The sequence below is a fragment of the Sphingobium sp. genome (genome assembly GCF_035511395.1).
Taxonomy (GTDB): Bacteria; Pseudomonadota; Alphaproteobacteria; order Sphingomonadales; family Sphingomonadaceae; genus Sphingobium.
This window is the reverse complement of the sequence record NZ_DATKFP010000389.1, coordinates 1-18,973: the sequence shown is the minus strand read 5'-3', so window position 1 is coordinate 18,973 and position 18,973 is coordinate 1. Positions and strand designations below refer to the sequence as shown.

The 18,973-nt window shown below is 63.5% G+C and carries 19 protein-coding genes and 1 pseudogene; 5 read left to right on the top strand and 15 right to left on the bottom strand.

Annotated elements, in window-relative coordinates; translation table 11 throughout:
• Positions 1 to 195 precede the first annotated feature (195 nt).
• The 4 genes and pseudogenes from VMR39_RS26275 to VMR39_RS26260 all read right to left on the bottom strand — a co-directional run bounded on the left by VMR39_RS26275 (position 196) and on the right by VMR39_RS26260 (position 7,637).
• On the bottom strand, positions 196 to 2,562 hold the full coding sequence (locus VMR39_RS26275) for a glycoside hydrolase family 3 N-terminal domain-containing protein (protein WP_414712600.1): 2,367 nt from the start codon (positions 2,560 to 2,562) through the stop codon (positions 196 to 198).
• 31 nt (positions 2,563 to 2,593) lie between these two features.
• Positions 2,594 to 5,785: a family 78 glycoside hydrolase catalytic domain gene (locus tag VMR39_RS26270; protein WP_325420786.1), complete on the bottom strand. Its 3,192-nt coding sequence runs from the start codon at positions 5,783 to 5,785 to the stop codon at positions 2,594 to 2,596.
• A gap of 294 nt (positions 5,786 to 6,079) precedes the next feature.
• Positions 6,080 to 6,699: pseudogene (locus VMR39_RS26265) on the bottom strand (tyrosine-type recombinase/integrase).
• Positions 6,700 to 6,884: 185 nt separating this feature from the next.
• Positions 6,885 to 7,637, bottom strand: a complete 753-nt coding sequence (locus VMR39_RS26260; protein ID WP_325420784.1) for an SDR family NAD(P)-dependent oxidoreductase — start codon at positions 7,635 to 7,637, stop codon at positions 6,885 to 6,887.
• Positions 7,638 to 7,752: 115 nt separating this feature from the next.
• Between VMR39_RS26260 and VMR39_RS26255 the strand changes: the two genes are divergently transcribed.
• Positions 7,753 to 8,658: a LysR family transcriptional regulator gene (locus VMR39_RS26255; RefSeq protein ID WP_325420782.1), complete on the top strand. Its 906-nt coding sequence runs from the start codon at positions 7,753 to 7,755 to the stop codon at positions 8,656 to 8,658.
• Positions 8,659 to 8,751: 93 nt separating this feature from the next.
• Here the strand turns inward: VMR39_RS26255 and VMR39_RS26250 are convergent, their stop codons facing one another.
• Entirely contained in the window at positions 8,752 to 9,201 is a 450-nt protein-coding gene (locus VMR39_RS26250) for an Rrf2 family transcriptional regulator (protein WP_325420780.1), read from the bottom strand.
• Positions 9,202 to 9,288: 87 nt separating this feature from the next.
• Here VMR39_RS26250 and VMR39_RS26245 point away from each other — a divergent pair, with 87 nt between their 5' ends.
• Both VMR39_RS26245 and VMR39_RS26240 read left to right on the top strand, forming a co-directional pair.
• Entirely contained in the window at positions 9,289 to 10,068 is a 780-nt protein-coding gene (locus VMR39_RS26245) for a class I SAM-dependent methyltransferase (RefSeq protein ID WP_325420778.1), read from the top strand.
• A 122-nt stretch (positions 10,069 to 10,190) separates the two neighbouring features.
• Entirely contained in the window at positions 10,191 to 10,517 is a 327-nt protein-coding gene (locus tag VMR39_RS26240; RefSeq protein WP_325420776.1) for a hypothetical protein, read from the top strand.
• Between the two features lie 423 nt (positions 10,518 to 10,940).
• Here the strand turns inward: VMR39_RS26240 and VMR39_RS26235 are convergent, their stop codons facing one another.
• The gene (locus VMR39_RS26235; RefSeq protein ID WP_414712599.1) at positions 10,941 to 11,357 is read right to left on the bottom strand and encodes a DUF1905 domain-containing protein; all 417 of its coding nucleotides are present in this window, start codon (positions 11,355 to 11,357) and stop codon (positions 10,941 to 10,943) included.
• A 217-nt stretch (positions 11,358 to 11,574) separates the two neighbouring features.
• Here VMR39_RS26235 and VMR39_RS26230 point away from each other — a divergent pair, with 217 nt between their 5' ends.
• Positions 11,575 to 12,249: a hypothetical protein gene (locus VMR39_RS26230; RefSeq protein ID WP_325420772.1), complete on the top strand. Its 675-nt coding sequence runs from the start codon at positions 11,575 to 11,577 to the stop codon at positions 12,247 to 12,249.
• A gap of 129 nt (positions 12,250 to 12,378) precedes the next feature.
• The gene (locus VMR39_RS26225; RefSeq protein WP_325420770.1) at positions 12,379 to 12,594 is read left to right on the top strand and encodes a prolyl oligopeptidase family serine peptidase; all 216 of its coding nucleotides are present in this window, start codon (positions 12,379 to 12,381) and stop codon (positions 12,592 to 12,594) included.
• Here VMR39_RS26225 and VMR39_RS26220 read toward each other — a convergent pair.
• The 9 genes from VMR39_RS26220 to gspG form a co-directional block, all read right to left on the bottom strand.
• Positions 12,580 to 13,323, bottom strand: a complete 744-nt coding sequence (locus VMR39_RS26220) for an A24 family peptidase (RefSeq protein WP_325420768.1) — start codon at positions 13,321 to 13,323, stop codon at positions 12,580 to 12,582. The genes VMR39_RS26225 and VMR39_RS26220 overlap by 15 nt on opposite strands.
• A complete protein-coding gene (locus VMR39_RS26215; RefSeq protein WP_325420765.1) occupies positions 13,320 to 14,042 on the bottom strand; it encodes a type II secretion system protein N in 723 nt (240 codons plus the stop codon). The genes VMR39_RS26220 and VMR39_RS26215 overlap by 4 nt, the downstream gene beginning before the upstream one ends.
• Positions 14,039 to 14,527 carry a type II secretion system protein M gene (locus VMR39_RS26210; protein ID WP_325420763.1) on the bottom strand — a complete coding sequence of 163 codons (489 nt, stop codon included), beginning with the start codon at positions 14,525 to 14,527 and terminating at the stop codon, positions 14,039 to 14,041. The genes VMR39_RS26215 and VMR39_RS26210 overlap by 4 nt, the downstream gene beginning before the upstream one ends.
• On the bottom strand, positions 14,524 to 15,645 hold the full coding sequence (gene gspL / locus VMR39_RS26205) for a type II secretion system protein GspL (RefSeq protein WP_325420761.1): 1,122 nt from the start codon (positions 15,643 to 15,645) through the stop codon (positions 14,524 to 14,526). Before gspL ends, VMR39_RS26210 begins: the two co-directional genes overlap by 4 nt.
• Entirely contained in the window at positions 15,642 to 16,631 is a 990-nt protein-coding gene (gene gspK, locus VMR39_RS26200) for a type II secretion system minor pseudopilin GspK (RefSeq protein ID WP_325420759.1), read from the bottom strand. The genes gspL and gspK overlap by 4 nt, the downstream gene beginning before the upstream one ends.
• The gene (gene gspJ, locus VMR39_RS26195) at positions 16,624 to 17,337 is read right to left on the bottom strand and encodes a type II secretion system minor pseudopilin GspJ (protein ID WP_414712598.1); all 714 of its coding nucleotides are present in this window, start codon (positions 17,335 to 17,337) and stop codon (positions 16,624 to 16,626) included. Before gspJ ends, gspK begins: the two co-directional genes overlap by 8 nt.
• 5 nt (positions 17,338 to 17,342) lie before the next feature.
• Positions 17,343 to 17,741: a type II secretion system minor pseudopilin GspI gene (gene gspI / locus VMR39_RS26190; protein WP_325420755.1), complete on the bottom strand. Its 399-nt coding sequence runs from the start codon at positions 17,739 to 17,741 to the stop codon at positions 17,343 to 17,345.
• Between the two features lie 100 nt (positions 17,742 to 17,841).
• Positions 17,842 to 18,291 carry a type II secretion system minor pseudopilin GspH gene (gene gspH, locus VMR39_RS26185; RefSeq protein ID WP_325420858.1) on the bottom strand — a complete coding sequence of 150 codons (450 nt, stop codon included), beginning with the start codon at positions 18,289 to 18,291 and terminating at the stop codon, positions 17,842 to 17,844.
• A gap of 198 nt (positions 18,292 to 18,489) precedes the next feature.
• A complete protein-coding gene (gspG, locus tag VMR39_RS26180) occupies positions 18,490 to 18,933 on the bottom strand; it encodes a type II secretion system major pseudopilin GspG (protein ID WP_325420856.1) in 444 nt (147 codons plus the stop codon).
• Positions 18,934 to 18,973: the final 40 nt, after the last annotated feature.

Here is an 18,973-nt window from a genome sequence, read left to right as displayed (position 1 = left end):
ATTTCCTTGATCTTCCAGTCCGACGTTCTAGGCGCAGCGCTTGGCCAGATACGCACCACTTCCGGTGCTGGTAGCGTGACCGGTTCAACGCTGTGGGCTTGACCCTGCAGGCCCGCGAATAGGAGCGAAAGGAGCAGAACAGATCGGATCATCTTCATGTCGGCATACCTCTCTTTCATTTTTATGGCCGACCCATCAGGCGACGGTCAGCTTCACCTGACTGAGTTTTTCCGAGCTGTTGCCTGTAGAGATGGTGAAAATGCCCGGTTCGACGGTCCAGTTCATCTCGCTGTCCCAGAAGGCCAGGCTGTCGGGCGTTAGGTCGAACCGCACGGTCCGCTTTTCGCCCGGTTTGAGGGTGATCCGGCGGAAGGCCTTGAGTTCCAGCATCGGCCGCGGTACCGAGCTGACCTCGTCGCGGACATAAAGCTGCACCACCTCATCTCCAGCTCTGGCCCCGCTGTTGGTCAGGTCCAGCTCGACGAAAAAGGGGTCGTTCCTTCCGATCTTCGGCTGCGACAGTCGGGGCTCTGACAGGGTGAAGCTGGTGTAGCTGAGACCATAGCCAAAGGGGAAGAGCGGCTGCCGCTTCCCCTCCACATAGGGATAGGGATCGGCGGTCGGTTGACGGTCATACCATGCGGGCAGTTCGCCTGCGGAGCGGGGAAAGCTGACGGTCAGCTTGCCGCCCGGATTGACCCGGCCAAACAGCATGTCGGCGACAGCATGGCCGCCTTGCTCGCCCGGATACCAGCCCTCGACCAGCGCATTGGCCGCCTCCGCCAGCCTGTTCACCGCCAGCGGGCGGCCGTTGAGCAATAGCCCGATTACCGGCTTGCCCAGTGCCAACATTGCTTCGACGAGCGCGTCCTGATCGCCGAACAGAGACAAGGTGCTGCGATCGCCCGGCAATGCTGATACGACTGCTTCGCGCGTGATCTGCTCATTATCGCCCACAACCAGCATGATGACGTCAGACCGGCGCGCCACTTCAACGGCCTCGGCAATCCGCGCCTTGTTGTCGCTGTCCTTCACCCGGCGGATCGGCGCGGTTTCCGGCCGCCAACCCGGCTTCACCGGCATGTCGATCCAAACGCCGTCCGCCTGTTCGATCGTGACCGCCTTGCCAGATCCAGCACGCAGCCCTTCGACAATGCTGACCGTATGTTTTGGCGCTCCGGCATAGCCGCCACGCAGCGCCTGCGCCGAATTGGGGCCAATCACGGCAAGTTTCAGCGGCTTTTGCGGATCGAGCGGCAATATGCCGTCATTCTTGAGCAGCACGAGCGCCTTTTCCGCCGTCTTGCGCGCCAGCGCAGCCGCCGCCGGATCATCCAGCACGCGCGCGGCGCGCTTTGGATCGGCATAGGGTTGCTCGAACAGCCCGGCCTCAAACTTCAGCGCGAGGACTCGCGCCACCGCCGCGTCGATACTGGCCTCCGGCACGCGCCCGGCGCGCACCAGAGCGGCCAGCCCGCCATAGCAACTGCCGTCGGGCAGATCGACGTCGACCCCGGCCTTGATCGCCAGGATCGCAGCCTCGTCCTTGTCGGCGGCGACATGGTGCGCGCTCGCCAGCCGTTCGATGCCATGATAGTCGCTGAAATAGCTGCCCTGGAAACCCATCAGCTTGCGGCCGTCATCCTGCAGCAGCGCCCGGTCCATATGCGCCGGGACGCCCGCCACCTCATTATAGGATGGCATGATAAGCGCGGCGCCCGCCTTGATCGCGGCCTTGAACGGCGGCAGATAGGTGGTACGCAGCGTGCGTTTCGACATGTCGGCGGGCGCGATATTGATGCCCCCCTGCGGCGTGCCATGCACATAATGTTTGAGTGTCGCGAAGATCCGATCCTTGCCGATCGGGCGCGTGCGACCCTGCAATCCTCGCACCGCCGCCGTGCCCATCTCGCCCACCAGATAGGGGTCTTCGCCGAAAAATTCCTCGCTGCGGCCCCAGCGCGGATCGCGCATCAGGTCGACCACCGGGCTGAGGCCAACGGTCACGCCGCGCATCCGCGCCTGCCGCGCAATGACGGTGAATACCTGCTCAACCAGATCCGGGTCCCATGTGCTACCCAGCGCGGGAGGAATCGGGAAATTGGTGGCGTCCTGCACGGCTAACCCGTGCGCCGTTTCTTCATGGAACAGCAGCGGGATGCCGAGCCGGGTCTGCTCCACCGCATAATTCTGCACCGCGTTCATGAAGGCGACCGCATCCTCCGGGGTGCGATAGGGATCGGTCATGAACCGCGTCGTGCCCATCGTGTCCGACGGCCGCGACATCTGGCCGATGCCGTGCGGAATGGCCGCGGCCGCCTTTTCAGGCGAGAAGGCGCCGGTCTCCGGATCCATGATCTTCGACTTGGTCATCCACAGCGCACAGAGTTGCGCAACTTTTTCCTCCAGGATCATACGCCCCAGAAGATCGGCCACCCGGTCGGCCACAGGCGCGCGCGCATCGCGATAACGCGGCCCGGATGCGCCCCAGGCTGGTGCCACCGGGGCCAACATGGTGGCCGATGCCAGCACCGCGCGGCGTGAAAAACGAACCACCTTCATTCTCCCGGTTTCACAAATGGATTGGCAGCGATCATGCCGCGACCGTGAACTGATATTGCCCCGGCCCGACGACGATCCGGGTCAGGCCCTTCTCCTCCGTGACCCGCCGCGATGCCGCCAGCGGCCTGCGGTTCATGCGGATCTGACGGCGCGCGCCGGGCAGCACCACCTCGCCCTGCACATTGGGCGGCAGTTCGACCGAGAGGGTCAGCACCTCGCCCTCATAGCGCCAGTCGGTCTTGATGAGGCCCGCGATCGAGCCATAGTCCGCGCCGCCATTCCCCAGCCTGCGGTCGAACACCGGCGCCACGCGCACCCGGCGGAAACCCGGCTCGATCGGGGCGATGCCTGCGATCCGGCGGAACAGGAAGTCGGTGATCGCGCCGAAGGCATAATGGTTAAAGCTGTTCATCGTCCGGTCGCCGCCGTCGCTGTTCCAGCGTTCCCACATGGTCGTCGCGCCATTCTCCACCATATAGCCCCAGCTGGGATAGGAGCGCTGGAGCAGCAGCGCCACCGCCGTCTCCTGCTGTCCCGTGTCGGCCAACGCGTCGAGGATATGGGGCGTGCCCAGGAACCCCGTCGACAGCTTGCCGCCCCGCGCCGCGATATTGGCGGCCAGCCTGCGCCCCGCCTCCATCCGCAGCGGCGGCGGCAGCAGGTCGAAGCGGATCGGCAGAATATAGCTGGTCTGGCTACCATTGCCGATCTGGCCGTCGGGCTGGACATATTCCTTGAGGAAGGCGTCGCGGATCGCCCCGAACAGCGCGCGATAGCGATCCGCGTCCGCCGTCTTGCCGATCGCGGCCGCCATGTCGGCCATCATCCGCGCATCCGCCGCCCAGAAGGCGGTGCCGATCAGCGCTTTCGGCGTGGTCGCGTCGCCGGGCTGCTTGGCGTCCACCGCCAGCCAGTCGGCATAATCCGACCCGCGCGCCTTCTTCCAGAGATGATCCGGGTTCCGCTCCAATATATAGGCCATGTAGCGGTTCATGGCCTCCCAATTCTCGGCGATGATCCCGGTGTCGCCATAATGCATCCAGGCGGTGTGGGGCAGGATCACCCCGGCATCGGCCCAGCCGGGCGAACTGCTCTGGCTGTTGGGCATGAAGGGCGGGATCACGTCCGGAAAGCCACCCGCCCTGGTCTGGCCATGGCGGACATCCTGCATGAAGCGGCGGGTATAGGCGCCGACGTCCATATTATAGGCGGCCGCGGGCCAGAAGACGGCGGCATCGCCCATCCACCCCAGGCGCTCGTCGCGTTGCGGGCAGTCGGTGGGCAGGCCGAAAAAGTTGGACCGCTGGCTCCAGGTGGAATTGCGCCAGAATTTCGCGATCACCGGATCACCGATGCGGAAGGCGCCGGTGACAGGCAGATCATTATGGCCGACCAGCCCCGTCAGCGTCTCCTGCGTCGGCGCATGGGGCAGGCCGTGCAGCTCGACATAGCGGAAGCCATGATAGGTGAAGCGCGGTTCCCAGACCTCCTCACCCACGCCCTTCAAGATATAGGTGTCACGGGCGAAGGCGGTGCGCAGGTTGGACTGGTCGACCTCGCCGCTCGGCAGCAATATCTCGGCAAAGCGCATCTCGACCTTCGTGCCCGCCGCGCCCTGCGTCCGCAGCCGTGCCCATCCGGCGAAATTCTGACCGAAATCGACGACGTGGACGCCCGGCTTGGGCTGGGTGATGGTGACCGGCGCGATGGTCTGGGTGACGCGGATCGGCGGCGCCACCTGCGGCTCGACCGGGATATCGGGCACCGGCGCGCGCTCGGCGGCGCGCCAGCCCTCCACCGATGCGCCCGGCAGCGCCCAGCCGCTTTGCTCGCGTCGGGCGTCATAGACTTCGCCGTCATAGATTTCCGACGACAGGATCGCGGAAGGCGCGGTGGTCCAGCCATCGCCCGTGCCGATCGTCTCGGTCGGACCGTCGGCATAGGTCAGTTCCAGCTGCGCCAGCACGCGACAGGGCGCGGGCCCGAAGACGAAGCGCGCCCCTTCGGTGAACTCGCTGCCATACCAGCCATCCCCAACCCAAAGGCCCAGCATGTTCCCGCCCGGCTTCACCAGGCTGGTGACATCATAGGCCTGATAGAGGATGCGCTTGCTGGTGTCGGTCGATTCCGGCGCCATCCGCCGGTCGCTGATCTTCCCGCCGTTCAACCAGGGTTCGTAGCAGCCCAGCGCGGTGGCGTAGAGGCGGGCGCTCTGCACGGGCTTGGCGGCATCGAAGCCGCGCCGCAAATGCATGGCCGGATAGGCGGGCCAGGGTTCGCCCACCGGCTTTTTCTTCGCTTCCACCGCGGCAGGCCAGGCGCTGTCGTCGAAGGCGGTGGCCGCCCAGTCATCGGGTGCTGAGAGGCTGGCCTTCCACCCCGTCGCACTGGTCAGGCGGCGGCTGTTCCCGCGCGCGTCGGTAATACGGACGATGGCGGCGAGCAGCGATCCGGGCACATTATAGCTGACATAGCGGCCCTGCGACACGCCGATCACATTGCGCCCCGGCCGCAGCGCCAGACGGTAGGTCGCCATGGTCGTCCAGCTGACCGGATCGGCATCTTCGGCCTTGACCGGCCTGCCGTTCAGCCAAACCCCCTTCAACCCCGGACAGCTGAGCAGCAGCACGCCGCCCTCGCCCCGGGTGGCACTCAGCACCGTCCGGTAAAAGCGCATGCCGTCCGCCGGGATGCGGTCTGTCCCGTCGATCCAATGCAATCCCGCCTGCCGGTCCAGCGCGGCATCTGCATCCTCGCTCGCCAGCCATTGGGCGGACCAGTCGGCCGGATCGGCAAGGCCGGTCTCCCACATGGCGGGGCTGCTGCGAACGCTGCGCTTGCCGTCCGCATCCCATGCCTCGACCGACCACCAGAAACGTGAGCGCGAGGTCGCGGCCGGGCCGTCAAAGGGAATGTCGAAGGTGCTGGCCGACGGGACGCGCCCGCTATCCCAGACCAGATTGCGCCCGGCGGTCAGCTGCTCTTCGGACCGCGCCACCATGATGCGGTAGGCGCCCTGCGTCAGGGTTGCGTCATTGCTGACCAATTGCCAGGAAAAGCGCGGTTGAAGCCGCCCGATCGCCAGCGGCGCGGTGAGACCGCACACGCGCAGGTCCATGAGACCGAATCCGGCGGCCTCCGCTGCCCTGGCGCCACCCGGAGCGGCCAGACCCGCCAATGCGAGCGCGCTGCCCTTCATCATGTCCCGACGCTGAACGCGCATGGCCTGCTCTCCCCCTCCTATATAATGGCGGCATAATAGAACGGCGGAGTACTTTTTCTAGTATTTTCTCGACCATATGCCTCGTGGGTGGGAAGGCGAACGGCGCTGACAGCACACCAGCCTCCGCGCAGCTTTGATTCCTTGGAGCTGTGCGAGTGGTTCGTCTCATCCAACACATGATGTACGAACGTCCGGTTTCTGGAAGTGCAAATGGCACCACTCGCGGCAAGAAATGGCGCGTAGCAGCCGCAAAATAGGTCCTGGCTCCTCGCATCGGCGAGGAGCCAGGCAACCTCAGATTTCCGTGCCCTCCGCCAATGTCAGTGCGTCCTCTACATCCACTCCGAGATATCTGACCGTGCTTTCAATCTTTGTGTGCCCCAGTAGGATCTGGACCGCGCGAAGATTTCCCGTTGCCTTGTAGATGATCGATGCCATGGTCCGCCGCAGCGAATGGGTACCATAATCTTCACTGGGCAAGCCAATTCCTGTAACCCACTCGTCGACAAGGCGGGCATATTGTCTCGTGCTTATGTGGGCAGCATGATCGGTGCGGCTGGGGAAAGCCAAATCCTCTAAAGAGCCCCCTCTCAGTTCGAGCCATTTGAGGAGGCTAGCGCGAGCATCGTCCATCAATTCGAACTGGACTGGCCTTCCGGTCTTTTGCTGAACGACCGTGGCTCGCGTACGATTTTTCCGATCACAAACGATGTCGCTGATCCTGATCTTCATCAGGTCGCAGCCGCGCAGTTTGCTATCGATGGAGAGATCGAAGAGAGCCCGCCATGTTGATCCAGGAAGAAGCGGATGGCCCAAATCTGACAGGGTTTGAGCGCTCGCTTCGCACCTACCTTGCGTCCTGCATTCCACGACACTCGATCACGAGCGGCAGGATCGAATTCTGACAATCCCATGACACGTCTCCAGTTGGCCGTAATGGCCGCGGGGAAAACGCTTCATGGTGGGTCCGCCCCTTCCCGGTCGTTCAGCGCGCAATATCTCGCTCTTAGATGCGGACCGGCGGCTATTCTGTTCGTTCTGTGGGAGGTTAGGCGGAAACCGGATGGACGCATGCCCATCCGACCTCGGTTAACGCTGATCAGATCTGGACCTGCCCGCCATCGACAAACAACTCCACACCGTTGACGAAGCTGGCATCCGCCGAGGCCAGGAACAGTACGGCCCTGGCGATCTCTTCGGGCTGACCGACGCGACCCGCGGGGATCAGGCTGGCGAGATAATCCTTCGTACCCTCGGCCTGCTCACCGCCGCCAAACAGTTCGTTGAGGCCGGCAGTGTCGGTGACGCCAGGACTCACCGCATTCACGCGTATGCGGCGATCCTTGAGGTCGAGGATCCAGTTGCGAGCGAAGCTGCGCACCGCCGCCTTCGTCGCGGAATAGACGCTGAAGGCTGGCGTGCCGGAGACACTCGTGGTCGAACTGGTCAGGATCACAGATGCTCCATCCTTCAGCAACGGCAGCGCCTTCTGCACTGTAAACAGTACGCCCTTCACATTGGTGTCGAACGTGCTTTGATAATGCTCTTCGGTAATCGACCCGAGCGCCACCATCTCGCCGCCGCCGGCATTGGCGAACACGACATCGATCTGGCTGTGCTTCTGCTGGACCGCGTCATACAGTTGGTCGATGTCGGCGAGATTGGACATGTCGCCACGGACACCCGTGATGCGACCGCCGATCTGCTTGACCGCCGCGTCCAGAGCCTCCTGCCGGCGCCCGGTGATGAACACCGATGCTCCTTCGGCTGCGAAGGCCTTCGCGGTGGCAAGGCCGATGCCGCTGGTCCCGCCGGTTACCACCACCACCTGGTTGTCAAATCTGTTCGTCATCGTCTGTCTCCTTGAGTTTTCCGGCTGAGCGCCGGTGCCCCTCTTAGATGCAGCGAGAACGATGATGCCTGTAGTCAGCAAATATGGCACTGAGCGTTCCACAGGAGGAACGCTGATGCGGATCGATCTCAACGACTATGCCTATTTTGCCGAGGTGGTGGCCCACGGCGGCTTCGCGGCGGCGGGCCGTGCGCTGCGCGAACCCAAGTCGAAGCTGAGCCGTCGCATTGCAGGGCTGGAGGAACGTCTGGGCCTCCGCCTAATCGAGCGATCCAGCCGGCGCTTTCGTGTGACCGACACGGGGCAAGCCTTTTATGAGCGATGCCGCGCAATGTTGGCGGAAGCGGAACAGGCGGAGGCACTGGTCATGCAGGCGCAGGCTGAGCCCCATGGTCGCATTCGCTTCAGCTGCCCGACCGGCATGCTGGAGCCTATTTCTGACCTAATCTCTTCCTTTCTGGACCGGTATCCGAAAGTGCGGCTCCAGCTTGTTGCCACGGACCGTCCGGTGGATCTTATCGAGGAGAGGATCGACGTCGCCCTTCGCGTGCGGGCCAGCTTCACCAGCGACGCCGCACTGACCATGCGATCGCTCGGGATATCGACCCGCATCCTCGTCTCGGCTCCTCAAATAGCAAACCAGATAGGCAGCATCGAGAATTTGACATCGCTCCCGGCCCTTGCCACCCATGACGCCGCCGACGATCTGGAATGGCATCTCGAGACCGACGACGGTCGCAGCCATGTCCTCCGGGTCCAGCCGCGCATCGGGTGCGAGGACATGGCTACCGTCCGCAAAGCCGCCGTTGATGGGCTGGGGGTAGCGATCCTTCCGGATCATGTCTGTCGGGCGGCTCTCGATGCGGGAACACTGGTGCGCGTCTTGCCGGCCTGGCGCGGACAGCGGGGCATCGTGCATCTGGTCTTTACCACACGGCGAGGCCTGCCACCGGCCGTCCGGGCGCTCATCGATCATCTCGCAGCAGGTTTTTCGCGCGATGCCGGGGGGAAAGGCGCGTGAAGCAACGAGATTCATCACCGACCCAAATCGGCCATTCAGCGCTAAATTATGGATCCCAATGACCAGACCGTCCGCTTGCGCAAAGGGGGGCGGTCAACCCAAGGGCGCACCTTCCCTCTCCATTGCGCATCGCGCATCGAAGTTTCGGGCCAGTTCAGCGAGTTTCAACGCCCCTAACCGGGCGACCAGTAGCGCCTCTGCATCCGCCAGCACATCCGCCAATGCCTCGTTGACAGTCTGCTCGACTGCACATTCAGGATGAGAATGCTCATTGCCGATAGCGAAGATACGTGGGCCACCGACCGCCCGATGCACGTCTAGGAGCGAGACTGTCTCCAGATCCACTGCGATAACCCAGCCGCCGCCATGCCCTTTTTCGGAGCGCACATATCCTGCGTCCCGCAGCCCGGCCATGGTGCGGCGGACAACCACCGGATTAGTGCCTAGCATCCCCGCAATCGTCTCGGACGTCATAGCCCCTTCATGCCGCGCCATATGGAGCAGCACATGAAGCATCCGCGAGAGACGACTATCGTTACGCACGACCCGATCTTTTGCATGACCGCCCCGATTGGCAAGTCCGATATTTCACGATACTCATAATGTTACATGATTCGCGGAGCATAGGAAATGCGAGAGTTCGAGAACCCTGACCATTGGAACATGGCGGCGCAGCATTATGAAAAGACGGCCCATCCCTTCACCGCGCGCTATGCCGAGGCCGCGCTGGACCGGATAAGGTTGGGGCCTGGCAGTCGTGTCTTGGACGTCGCGGCCGGCACCGGGGCGCTAGCGCTGGCGGCCGCCCGAACAGGCGCACAGGTGCTAGCGACCGACTTTTCGCCGGGGATGGTGGCCCGTATCGCGGCAGCGGAGCTACCCAATGTCGAAGCCCGTGCCATGGATGGACAGGCGCTCGCGCTGCCGGACGGGGTGTTCGACGCCGTCTTTTCGATTTTCGGTGTCATCATGTTCCCCGACTGGCGCAAGGGGCTAGCCGAAATGGCACGGGTTACGCGTCCAGGCGGGCATGGCATTGTCGCGACCTGGCAGGGACGTGGCGCAGCAACCTTCCTGCTGCTGGGTAATATTCGCCGGGACCTTTTCCCCGGTCGCGACAGCATGGCAATGCCGGAAGCGGTTGGAGCTTTGAGCGACCCAGACGACTTCGCCCGCGAGATGATCGCCGCCGGCTATCGCGATCCAGACATCGAGCGCGTCACCCATGACTATGCACTCGAGGTCACGGCCCTAGATGATCCTGACACATTGTTCGGCATGTCACCCGACTGGACCAGTCTTAGCGATGAGGAAAAAGCAGATGTTGTCGCCGAGGTTCGGCGAATGGCGGCGGGGCGCCCTATCCTGTCCGTCCCATCAACCGCGCTGATCGGAGTGGCCCGACGCTAATATGCTCCGACCCATCCAAAATATTCAGCCGGAGATTTCTCAATCCCAAGTGCAGACAGGCAGTAACCGATACCGTCATTGGCCGCTTGTACTCACCCCAACCCGCTTTAACAGGTTGGACCATGATCGCTAACCACACAGATGAAATTCGTCAGGGCTTAAGCGCTCATCGTGCGCTAACCATCCTCCAGCTACTTGATGGCCCCCTGCGCGGCGGAACAAACGAGCGCTTGCTCACAGCATTATTTGAGATGATCCAACTCCGCACGTCTAGAGCAGAGTTGCGATCAATCTTGGATTTCCTTGAGAGTGAGGGCGCGATTAGCACCACCGTGGTTGAGGGCCTGACTGTCATCGTCTTGAAATACCATGGTCATGAGATCGCGACAGGTCTGGTTTCTATAGAGGGTATCGAGAAGCCGAAGCCGGACGCCTCATATTTGGAATGACGACCCACGCCGGACGCTCAGAGCCAGATTTTCGATCCCCGACTGCAGCGGGTCTGCTTTTCAAGCGCGTGTTGACCGATAGTGTTGAAAAACTCCGTCGAGCCATTTGCCGCGGGCATGCGTGGCAACATTATTCCGTAAAACCATTCAGAATAGGCGCATCGTTACGTACGGCCTGCACAAATTACCTGAGTGGTGCGTGCTCCACATCGCCTGAGGCCGTCCCGCGAGTTTTTCAACACTATCGACCAACTTGCGCCGTTCTGGAGCAATGCTGGCAATGTCGGATCACGCCGAAACAAACCATCTTCGCGCATCGCGACTGTCGAGCAGCGAAGCGCGCGGATGGAGCCGTCTAGAGAAGTTGTCACCAAGCTGATAAGAACTGCGCGGACCAACTTCCCTCAGGCCGAGCGCTCATTTCTAGCGTGATGGTCCCTTGGATAGGGTAATGCGTACCGTGATCACGTCGCCCTCGGCCAGCTTTTCTGCTTTTCTCACACTCGCCTTGATGGGCAGCATGTAGCCTTGCCGGGCCTTGCTCGGAAAGACCGATGTGCGCCAACACGTTTTGCCGATACCAGCCTCTACGTAGACCGATCCCCAAGCCGCTGAGTGGCCAGACGATGCTACACGGATGGCTTCGCCGACGTCTCCGTCGATCGTCAGAAAATGCCACGACATCGATGAGGGCTGGCCATCCTTGCCTTCCCCGCGCCACAACCAGATAGGGCCCACATGCTCCCAAGCTGCTTCGTCAGGTGAGACGTCTCCGCCCAGTTCCTCGCGCAGGAAGCGGATGAGCTCGGGGTCTGTTGGGCCATCGTTCGTTTGCACCACGGGATCATTGGCTGTGCGCTCGTTTGATGCAACCCGATCTTGAGCTATCGTTTGCGTCTACGTTCTCTTTGGTTGGGTGCCGCAGTCGACCCTTTTAGGACGCTCAGCCATCGATTTAAGTTCACGAGGTGCGAACGGTCCGCAATTCGATGGTCAGCCATGGATCACGCCATCGGACCGGATTCGCTATGTTCGCCGGGAAGGCTGGGCCCGCAGCATGACCGCAATTTATGAATGGAAAGGCGGCGAGGATAAGCCTGTCCGTCTGTTCGCAACGCCCGACGTTCTCATGGGATGTACAGGTCTGGGTGACGATGTCGCATGTGGGCGGGAAGCCTCTAATCGTCCCCGTTTTATTGATCGGATCAATCTGGCAAAGGGTACGGCCCAGAGCATTTTCGACCCCAACCCCACTTATCGATCGATCAAGCTGGGTCGGGTTGAACGGCTGCAATGGACCAACGCCATGGGCATCGACGGCTTCGGTGATCTCATCTATCCGCCCGATTTCAAAGCTGGCCGCCGCTATCCGCTAATTGTCACGCAATATGCGACCCGGGGCTTCCTCCGCGGAGGCACGGGCGACGAGTTTCCCATCCAATTGTTCGCGCGCGCTGGCTATCTTGTCCTGAGCATCGAGCGACCGCGATCTCCATTCCCAACTAAGGGTTTGACGCCGCTCGAATGGCAAAGGCGTGACAATGAGGGCTTCGTCACAAGACGCAGCATGTTGTCGACCATCGAAACCAAGGTTGCGCAGCTTATTACGGCAGGCCTGGTCGATACTGACAAGGTAGGCATTACCGGCCTCAGCGACGGAGCGACGACAACCCAGTTTGCCGCCGTGCACAGCAAGATGTTCAAGGCTGCCTCCATCAGCGGCTGCCGCTGAGAGCCCTCACAAACTTGGCTTCTGGGTACAGCCATTCAAAAGCAACATGAGCGCGTAGGCTGGCCGACATCGCCGGAAACAGGTTCGAACATTTGGGCTGCGATCTCCTATTCCCGCAACGCCGAGCGCGTGGCCTTTCCCCCGCTGATTCAATCAGCAGACGGGGAGCTCATCCCTGCTCTCGAGGCCGTTTATGCGCTGCGCTCTGCGAATAGCCCCGTCGACGTTTTCGTGTTTCCAGACGAAGAACATATCACAAGACAACCGGCCCATCGGCTGAACGTCTATCAGCGCAATCTGCGCTGGTTTGATTTCTGTCTCCCCGACCATTTACCCCATAAATAGCGAAGCGGTCAGCCATCCCGGCAAGGCCGCCAACGCCAGGAAGGTGCCAAGCGGAACGCGCGCGGTCCGTTGTCGCGCCTGTCCGGTCGCCAGCATGGCCGTCAGCCCGACTGTAGACGCGATCAGCAGGATGAAAGGTAGTGCCTGCCAGCCGAACCAGGCGCCCAGTGCGCCCAGCAGCTTGGCATCGCCCAATCCCAGCCCTTCTCGTCCGCGTAACGCCCGATAGCCGATCGCGATTGCCAGCAGCGCGCCATAGCCGATCGCCGCGCCGATGATCCGGTCCGCCAACGGGATGTCGGTCGTCCACAAGCCTACGGTCAGTCCCATAAAGGCCAGCGGCAGCGTCAGCGCATCGGGTAGCCAGAAATGCCGCCAGTCGAGCACTGCCAGCGTCAGCAGCGACCATCCAAGCAGCATCCAGCCTGCACCACCCAAATCGGCCCGGAAGCCCAACGCCAGCGCGCCAATGATCGCGCATCCGGCCTCAACCCGACCATGCAACGGATCGATCCGCGCGCCGCAGGTACGGCACCGCCCCCGGCTCAGCAGGGAACTCACCATTGGGACGAGATCCCGCGCCGTCAACGTCCGGCCGCATCCATCGCAGGCCGACCGGCCGCGCATGACGCTGCGTCCCTGCGGCCAGCGCAGGATCAGCGTTGCCAGGAAACTGCCGATGATCGCGCCGGCCAGCGCACCGATCAGCGCCGCAACCGGCAGGATCACAGCGTTCCTTCGACCTTCAGCACCTGGGCATTGTCGATGCCGGCAAAACCCGCCTGTGCCAAAGCGCCGGTAAGTGTCGGGTCCGCTGTCTCGACACGCATTTCCGCGACATATCGACCAGAGCGCCATATGCGCAGATTGATCTTCTCAAGGCCCGACTGGCTGACCAGGGGCAACAGCAGCGCATCGCCGTCGCAGGCGATCGCGCCCGACAAACCCTGCGACAGGTTCAGCCCCGGAAACTGCCCGGCCATCCGTGCCCGCACCCGCCCTTCGGCATGACCGCAGCGATCGCCACTATAGTAGGCGCTGACATCTTCCAGCGTCAGGCTGCCCACCGGCAACGGCGCGAAGCTGCGACCGAGCGGCACGGCACCCGTCACGTCATCGACCCCAAGGCGGCCAAAACCGACAGTTAGCGCACCCGTGACATCGTCCGCCACGCTTCTGGTCCGGACGATGTCGAAACGGGCGCGCCCCATGAGCAAGGAGATAGGCGACAGCCCTGCCCGCACGCTGCCCAGCGGCATATTGCCCAGCATCAACTGGTCGATCCGGCCGCTCCACACCGTGCCACGCACCTCTCGCGCGGCAATTCCCAGCCTCTCCAACCCGGCTAGGCCGAGCGCAACACGCATCGGGAAAAAAAGCAGCAAACCGACGAACAGGACAAGGATCAGCGCGATCCGGCTGCGGCGTGACAGATGCAGGCTCATCATTGCCCTTCGCCCCGCACCAGCACCGCCTGTACTGACACGCTGCCTGCCGTGGGCGACGGCCGCGCGCTCATCGTCTCGACACGTACGCCCTGCGCCTCCAGTTGCGCCAACCAGGAAAATAGCGCGATCGGGCGGACCGAGGCGATGGCGATATCCATCCGGTCATTGCCCTGCGCCTGCGCCCGCTCCAGCGTCAGCCCGGCCTCGCCTGCGCCCTGCCCGACAAACTGGTCGAGCGGCACTGCGGGGCCGCTCGACGTTGGCGTGCGCGGCAGCGATTTCAGTTGCTTCACCGCCGATCGGATGGCGGCATTGCGGTCGGTCGCCTCGATCAGCGCTTCGCGCGCGCTGTTCTGCGCCCTGTCGAGCGGCATGGCGATGCCGAACCAGAGGATCACCCCGGCGAGCAGCGCGAACATAACGCCCAGCATATATTGTTCGCGGACGGATCGCTCCGCCCAATAGGTGGCTATCCGTTCCATCATGACCGCACCGTGATATCCGCCAGAGTCCGCCCACCCGGATCCTGGGATGGGGTCGCCGTAATCGTGAAGCCTGCCGCCTGTACGGCCAGCAGGACCGTGTTGATGTCGTCCGCCTTGGCCGCCGCCAGTGTCGCGCGGACCATGCCGTCGGGATCGCGCGACAGGCTGATCAGCGCCACGCCCGGTGCATCCTGCATCGCGGCGAGCAGGCCGGAAACCGGCGCGGTGAAGGCTCGGCCACCCGCGCCGCGCGCCGCCAGTCGCCCTTCCATCTCCACCTGCGCCTGCACGGCGTCGCCGGCATTGGGCAAAACCTGCTGCGCCAGCGCCAGGCTGTCGTGATCGAGCCGGCTCGCCTCCATATTCTGGCGAACAATCGTCACCAGCGCGATCAGCAGGCTGATCAACAGGATCAGCCCGGTCCACAGCACGATGCGACCGACCGCCTGCTTGTCGATGGCGCGCCGCACCCGCTTGGCAAAATCGCCCTGGCGCATGTCCAGCGGCGCCTTGTCCAGCGCAGCGATGGCGCGCCCTTCGATGGCGCCCGGCGCCGCATCGATGATGGCTGCATCCTCGACCAGTTGAACCAATGCCATGTCCCCCGTCAGCGCCATATCGGCACTGCGAAGCACCGCATCGCCGCCGATCGAACCGCGAACGAAGCAGCCGCTTTCCGGCTCCGGCAACAACAGGGCGGCGGGCACGATGATGTCAGGATCCAGCCCATGATGTTGCGCCCAGAGCAGCCAGTGCTGCATGTCCGCGCGGCTCGCGATCGCGACGATATGGGGCTTTGTCGGATCGTCATTCTCGTCGCTCGCGGCGAAAAGCCGATCCGCGGGAAGCAATCCGGCGGCCAGCGCGGAAAGGCGCGAGGCCGCTCGCGCCTGCCGCACCGGCAGGTCGGGATGCATGATCCAGTGAAGCGTCACCAATGCGGCCGGCGGAACCAGCAGCACGCGCGCCTGTTCCGGCAGCGCGACGATCCCGCAGGCCGCGAGCCAGTTGGCGCCTTCGCCCGACCGAACCGACGCGCCATCGATCACGCGCATCCAGCGCGCGGACGTCTCCTCCCTTTCGGGCAGGAAGATGATCAGGGCGTCACGGCTGCTCATGCGCCTGCTCCCCAATTGCGGCGCACCAATGTCGCCGGGCTTTGCCGCGCGTCGATCAGCGCCCGCTCCACCAGTTGCGTTCCCCCAACGTCCACCGAAACGTCCACTCCAAAAAATCCTGTCGTCAACTTCACCTGTTCCGAAACCTCGGTCATCGGCGACAGGCCGGCGAGCGAAGGCAAGGCCCAGAATTGCACCGTGCTGCCGTAGCCGTCCGCAGGCCTCTGCGCCAGCAATTGCCTCGCCTGCGCGACGCTCAGTTCGTCCGGCAGAAGCATGGCGAACAGCGGAGCCTGATCGGGCAGCAGCGTATTGATGTTGATCGGCGACAGATCCGTGACCGGCAGTGCGCAGATCCATGGCTTCACCAGATCATAAATGGCGGGCGTGATCCCGGCCACCGCGCGCAATTCGCTGGGATCGACCATCATGCGGTTCGCCGCGCGATAGGGGCGCTCGCCCTTGGCATAATAGTCATCCTCGGCGCCGCCGGGTTGCGGCACGCTGTCGCTGTCAATCCAGTCGGCAAGGCTGGCCGCCGCCGCCTGCGCCTGCCGCACATCGACGCCCAGCACCTGAAGCAATCCCTGAAATTGGGAGACGCCGACGGGGCGCACCTTGAGCGCCGCCTCGCTCTGGCCGCTCACGACGCTGTTGAGGTTGAAGCAGTTGCCCGCATCGATGACACGCGCGGTCGCGACGCCGCCGGGCACCGGAATGGCCTGCGGCGCCCCCAGCCATCCGCCGGCCAGCGTCATCCGGGCCGGATTGGATGCGACCAGATCGCCGATCCGCAATCGCGCGATCTCGGTCCCGGCATCGGCATAGGCGCGTGCCTGATCGACCGCACCGCCATTACCCGTCATCCGCGTCGCCAGCGCCAGCCGCTCCAGCGCGCCGGCGGCAACCACCGCCATCACCGCTACCAGCAGCAATACGGTCAGCAGCGCCGCACCCTGTTCACTCGATTTGCGTGGATCAGGCACCTGTCCCCCCCTCCCCTTCGAGAGGTTTTTCCGCAGGTCCGGGCGCGACGAGAAAGCGCAAAGTCACCGGCGGCTCGCCTGTCCGCGTCACCGTCATCTCGACCGCCCGTGGCAGCAGGTCGGGCTGGCTGGGCGTCCATTCCTCGCGCCACTCGCCCTGTATGTCACGGAAGCGCAGCTTCACCGCCTCGACATGCTCCAGCAGCGCCGCCGGATCATCGCCCGCCGCGCCGTCCAGTTGCGCATAGGTACGTCGTTCCAGTCGGCCCTGCCGCACCCAATATTCGACCTTCTGCAAGGAAGGACGCGGCAGATCGCCCAGATTGTCCCAACCGCCGCGCACGAACTGCATCACCGGCTGTTCCTCGCCATCATCATGCGCCCAGAAGGCCGGCGCCAGCGTTCCCGCTTCGGTCCGGGTGATGCGCGATACCGCCTGCCCCAGATCGCCGGCCAGTGCGCCGCCGGCGCGCTGTACCGCCGCCATGTCGTCCAGCCGCGCCTTGACCTGCGCCTGCGCAGACACGCTGTTGCCGAGCAACAGCACCCCCGCCGCCGCCAACATGGCAAAAATCATCAGCGCGACGAGGAGTTCGACCAACGTGAAGCCGTGTTCGACGGAACGTTCAGAAAACGTGAAGCCGTGTTCGGCGGAACGCTGCGAAGGCTCCAAGCCTTTTCCGCTTCCTCCGTGGGAGTGATCCATATCCATCACTCCGTCACCCGCACGAAACTCAGCACCACCGGGGAAGCGCCGGGCTGGCCGTCGACGGTGAGGTCGATCTGCAACAGCCGCTTGTCGTCGGTCGCCCGGACGGTGCGACTCCAGTGCCAGCGGCGCCCGCCATTCTCGACCTCGCCGTCCTCCTCGCCGATCGAGGGCGGTGCTGGATCGGTCTGCGTTTCGACCATGAGATTGCGTGCAACGATCTGGCCCATCGCCTTGCTGTCGAGATCGGCTGCGGTGTGGAGCGTCACCCCCTGCAAGCGGACAAGTGCCAGCGCGGCCAGGCTGAACACCGCCAGCGCGACCAGCATTTCCAGCAGCGTGAAGCCGTTTTCGGCGGAATGCTCCAAAGGCGTGAAGCCCTGTTGGGCGGAACGCCCCAAAGACGTGAAGCCCTGTTGGGCGGAACGCCCCAAAGACCTGAAGCCCTGTCGGGCGGAACGCTCCGAAAACATGAAGCCTGCCTCGCTTCGGCCCGATCCACTAGCCACCGACCATGACCTTCCCCGCCATGTCGACGGTCACAGACACGCGCTCGCCTTCGCGAGCGAGGGTCACGGTCAATGGATCGGTCGGCAGGCCGGTGCCGTCGAAGGCGATCTGCTGGCGGCCATCCTTGCCCACCAGCGCACGCGTACCGCTCTTCCAGTTGGCGGTGACGAAGGGCTTGTCCTCCAGCGGCGTCCATTGGCTGCCCTCGCGGCGCTGGAAACCATATCCGGAAGCCGACACCCAAAGGCCCATCGGCCGTGACGTAACGACCGCTTCGTCGCGCGCGGCGGCAACGCGCGCGGCGAAGCGGTCGGCGTCCTCGATCACCCGGCCGCGCGGGTCGGGAATGGCAAGCACGACGGCAGCGGAAATGAAGCCGATGATCGTCAGCACGACCATCAGTTCCAACAGCGTGAAGCCCTGTTGGGCGGAACGCTCCAAAGAAGTGAAGCCCTGTTGGGCGGAACGCTCCACAGAAGTGAAGCCCTGTTGGGCAGAACGCCTCATGACTGTGAAGCCCTGTTGGGCGGAACCCTTCATGACTGTGAAGCCGCTTCCCCACGACCGTTCGTTTCGAGCGAAGTCGAGAAACGGTGACGCAACCGCGTTTCGACACGCTCGAAGCGAACGGAGAGCAAGTCAAAGCTCGCTGGAGAAGATATCCGCATTCTCATTCTCGCCACCCGGCTGGCCATCGGCGCCCAGCGAACTGATGTCGAACGCGCCCCGGCGACCCGGCACGGTGTAGAGATAGGCGCGTCCCCACGGATCCTGCGGCAGTTTCTTGATATAGCCGCCACGGCGATAACGCTGCGGCTGCGCCAGCGACGCGGGCGGGTTCAGCAGCGCCTGAAGACCATCGGTCGCCGACGGATAGGTCAGATTGTCGAGCCGATATTGCTCCAGCGCCTGCTCGATGGTCGAGACATCGGCCTTGGCCTTTTCGACGCGGGCGGTGTCGGTCGCCGGAATCACGTTGATCGCCACGATCGTCGCCAGCAGGCCGATGATGACGATGACGACCATCAGTTCGACCAGCGTGAAGCCGTGTTCGGCGGAACGCCCAACCGGTTTAAAACCTATGTCACGCGACCTCGCCTCGTTCGGGCTGAGCCTGTCGAAG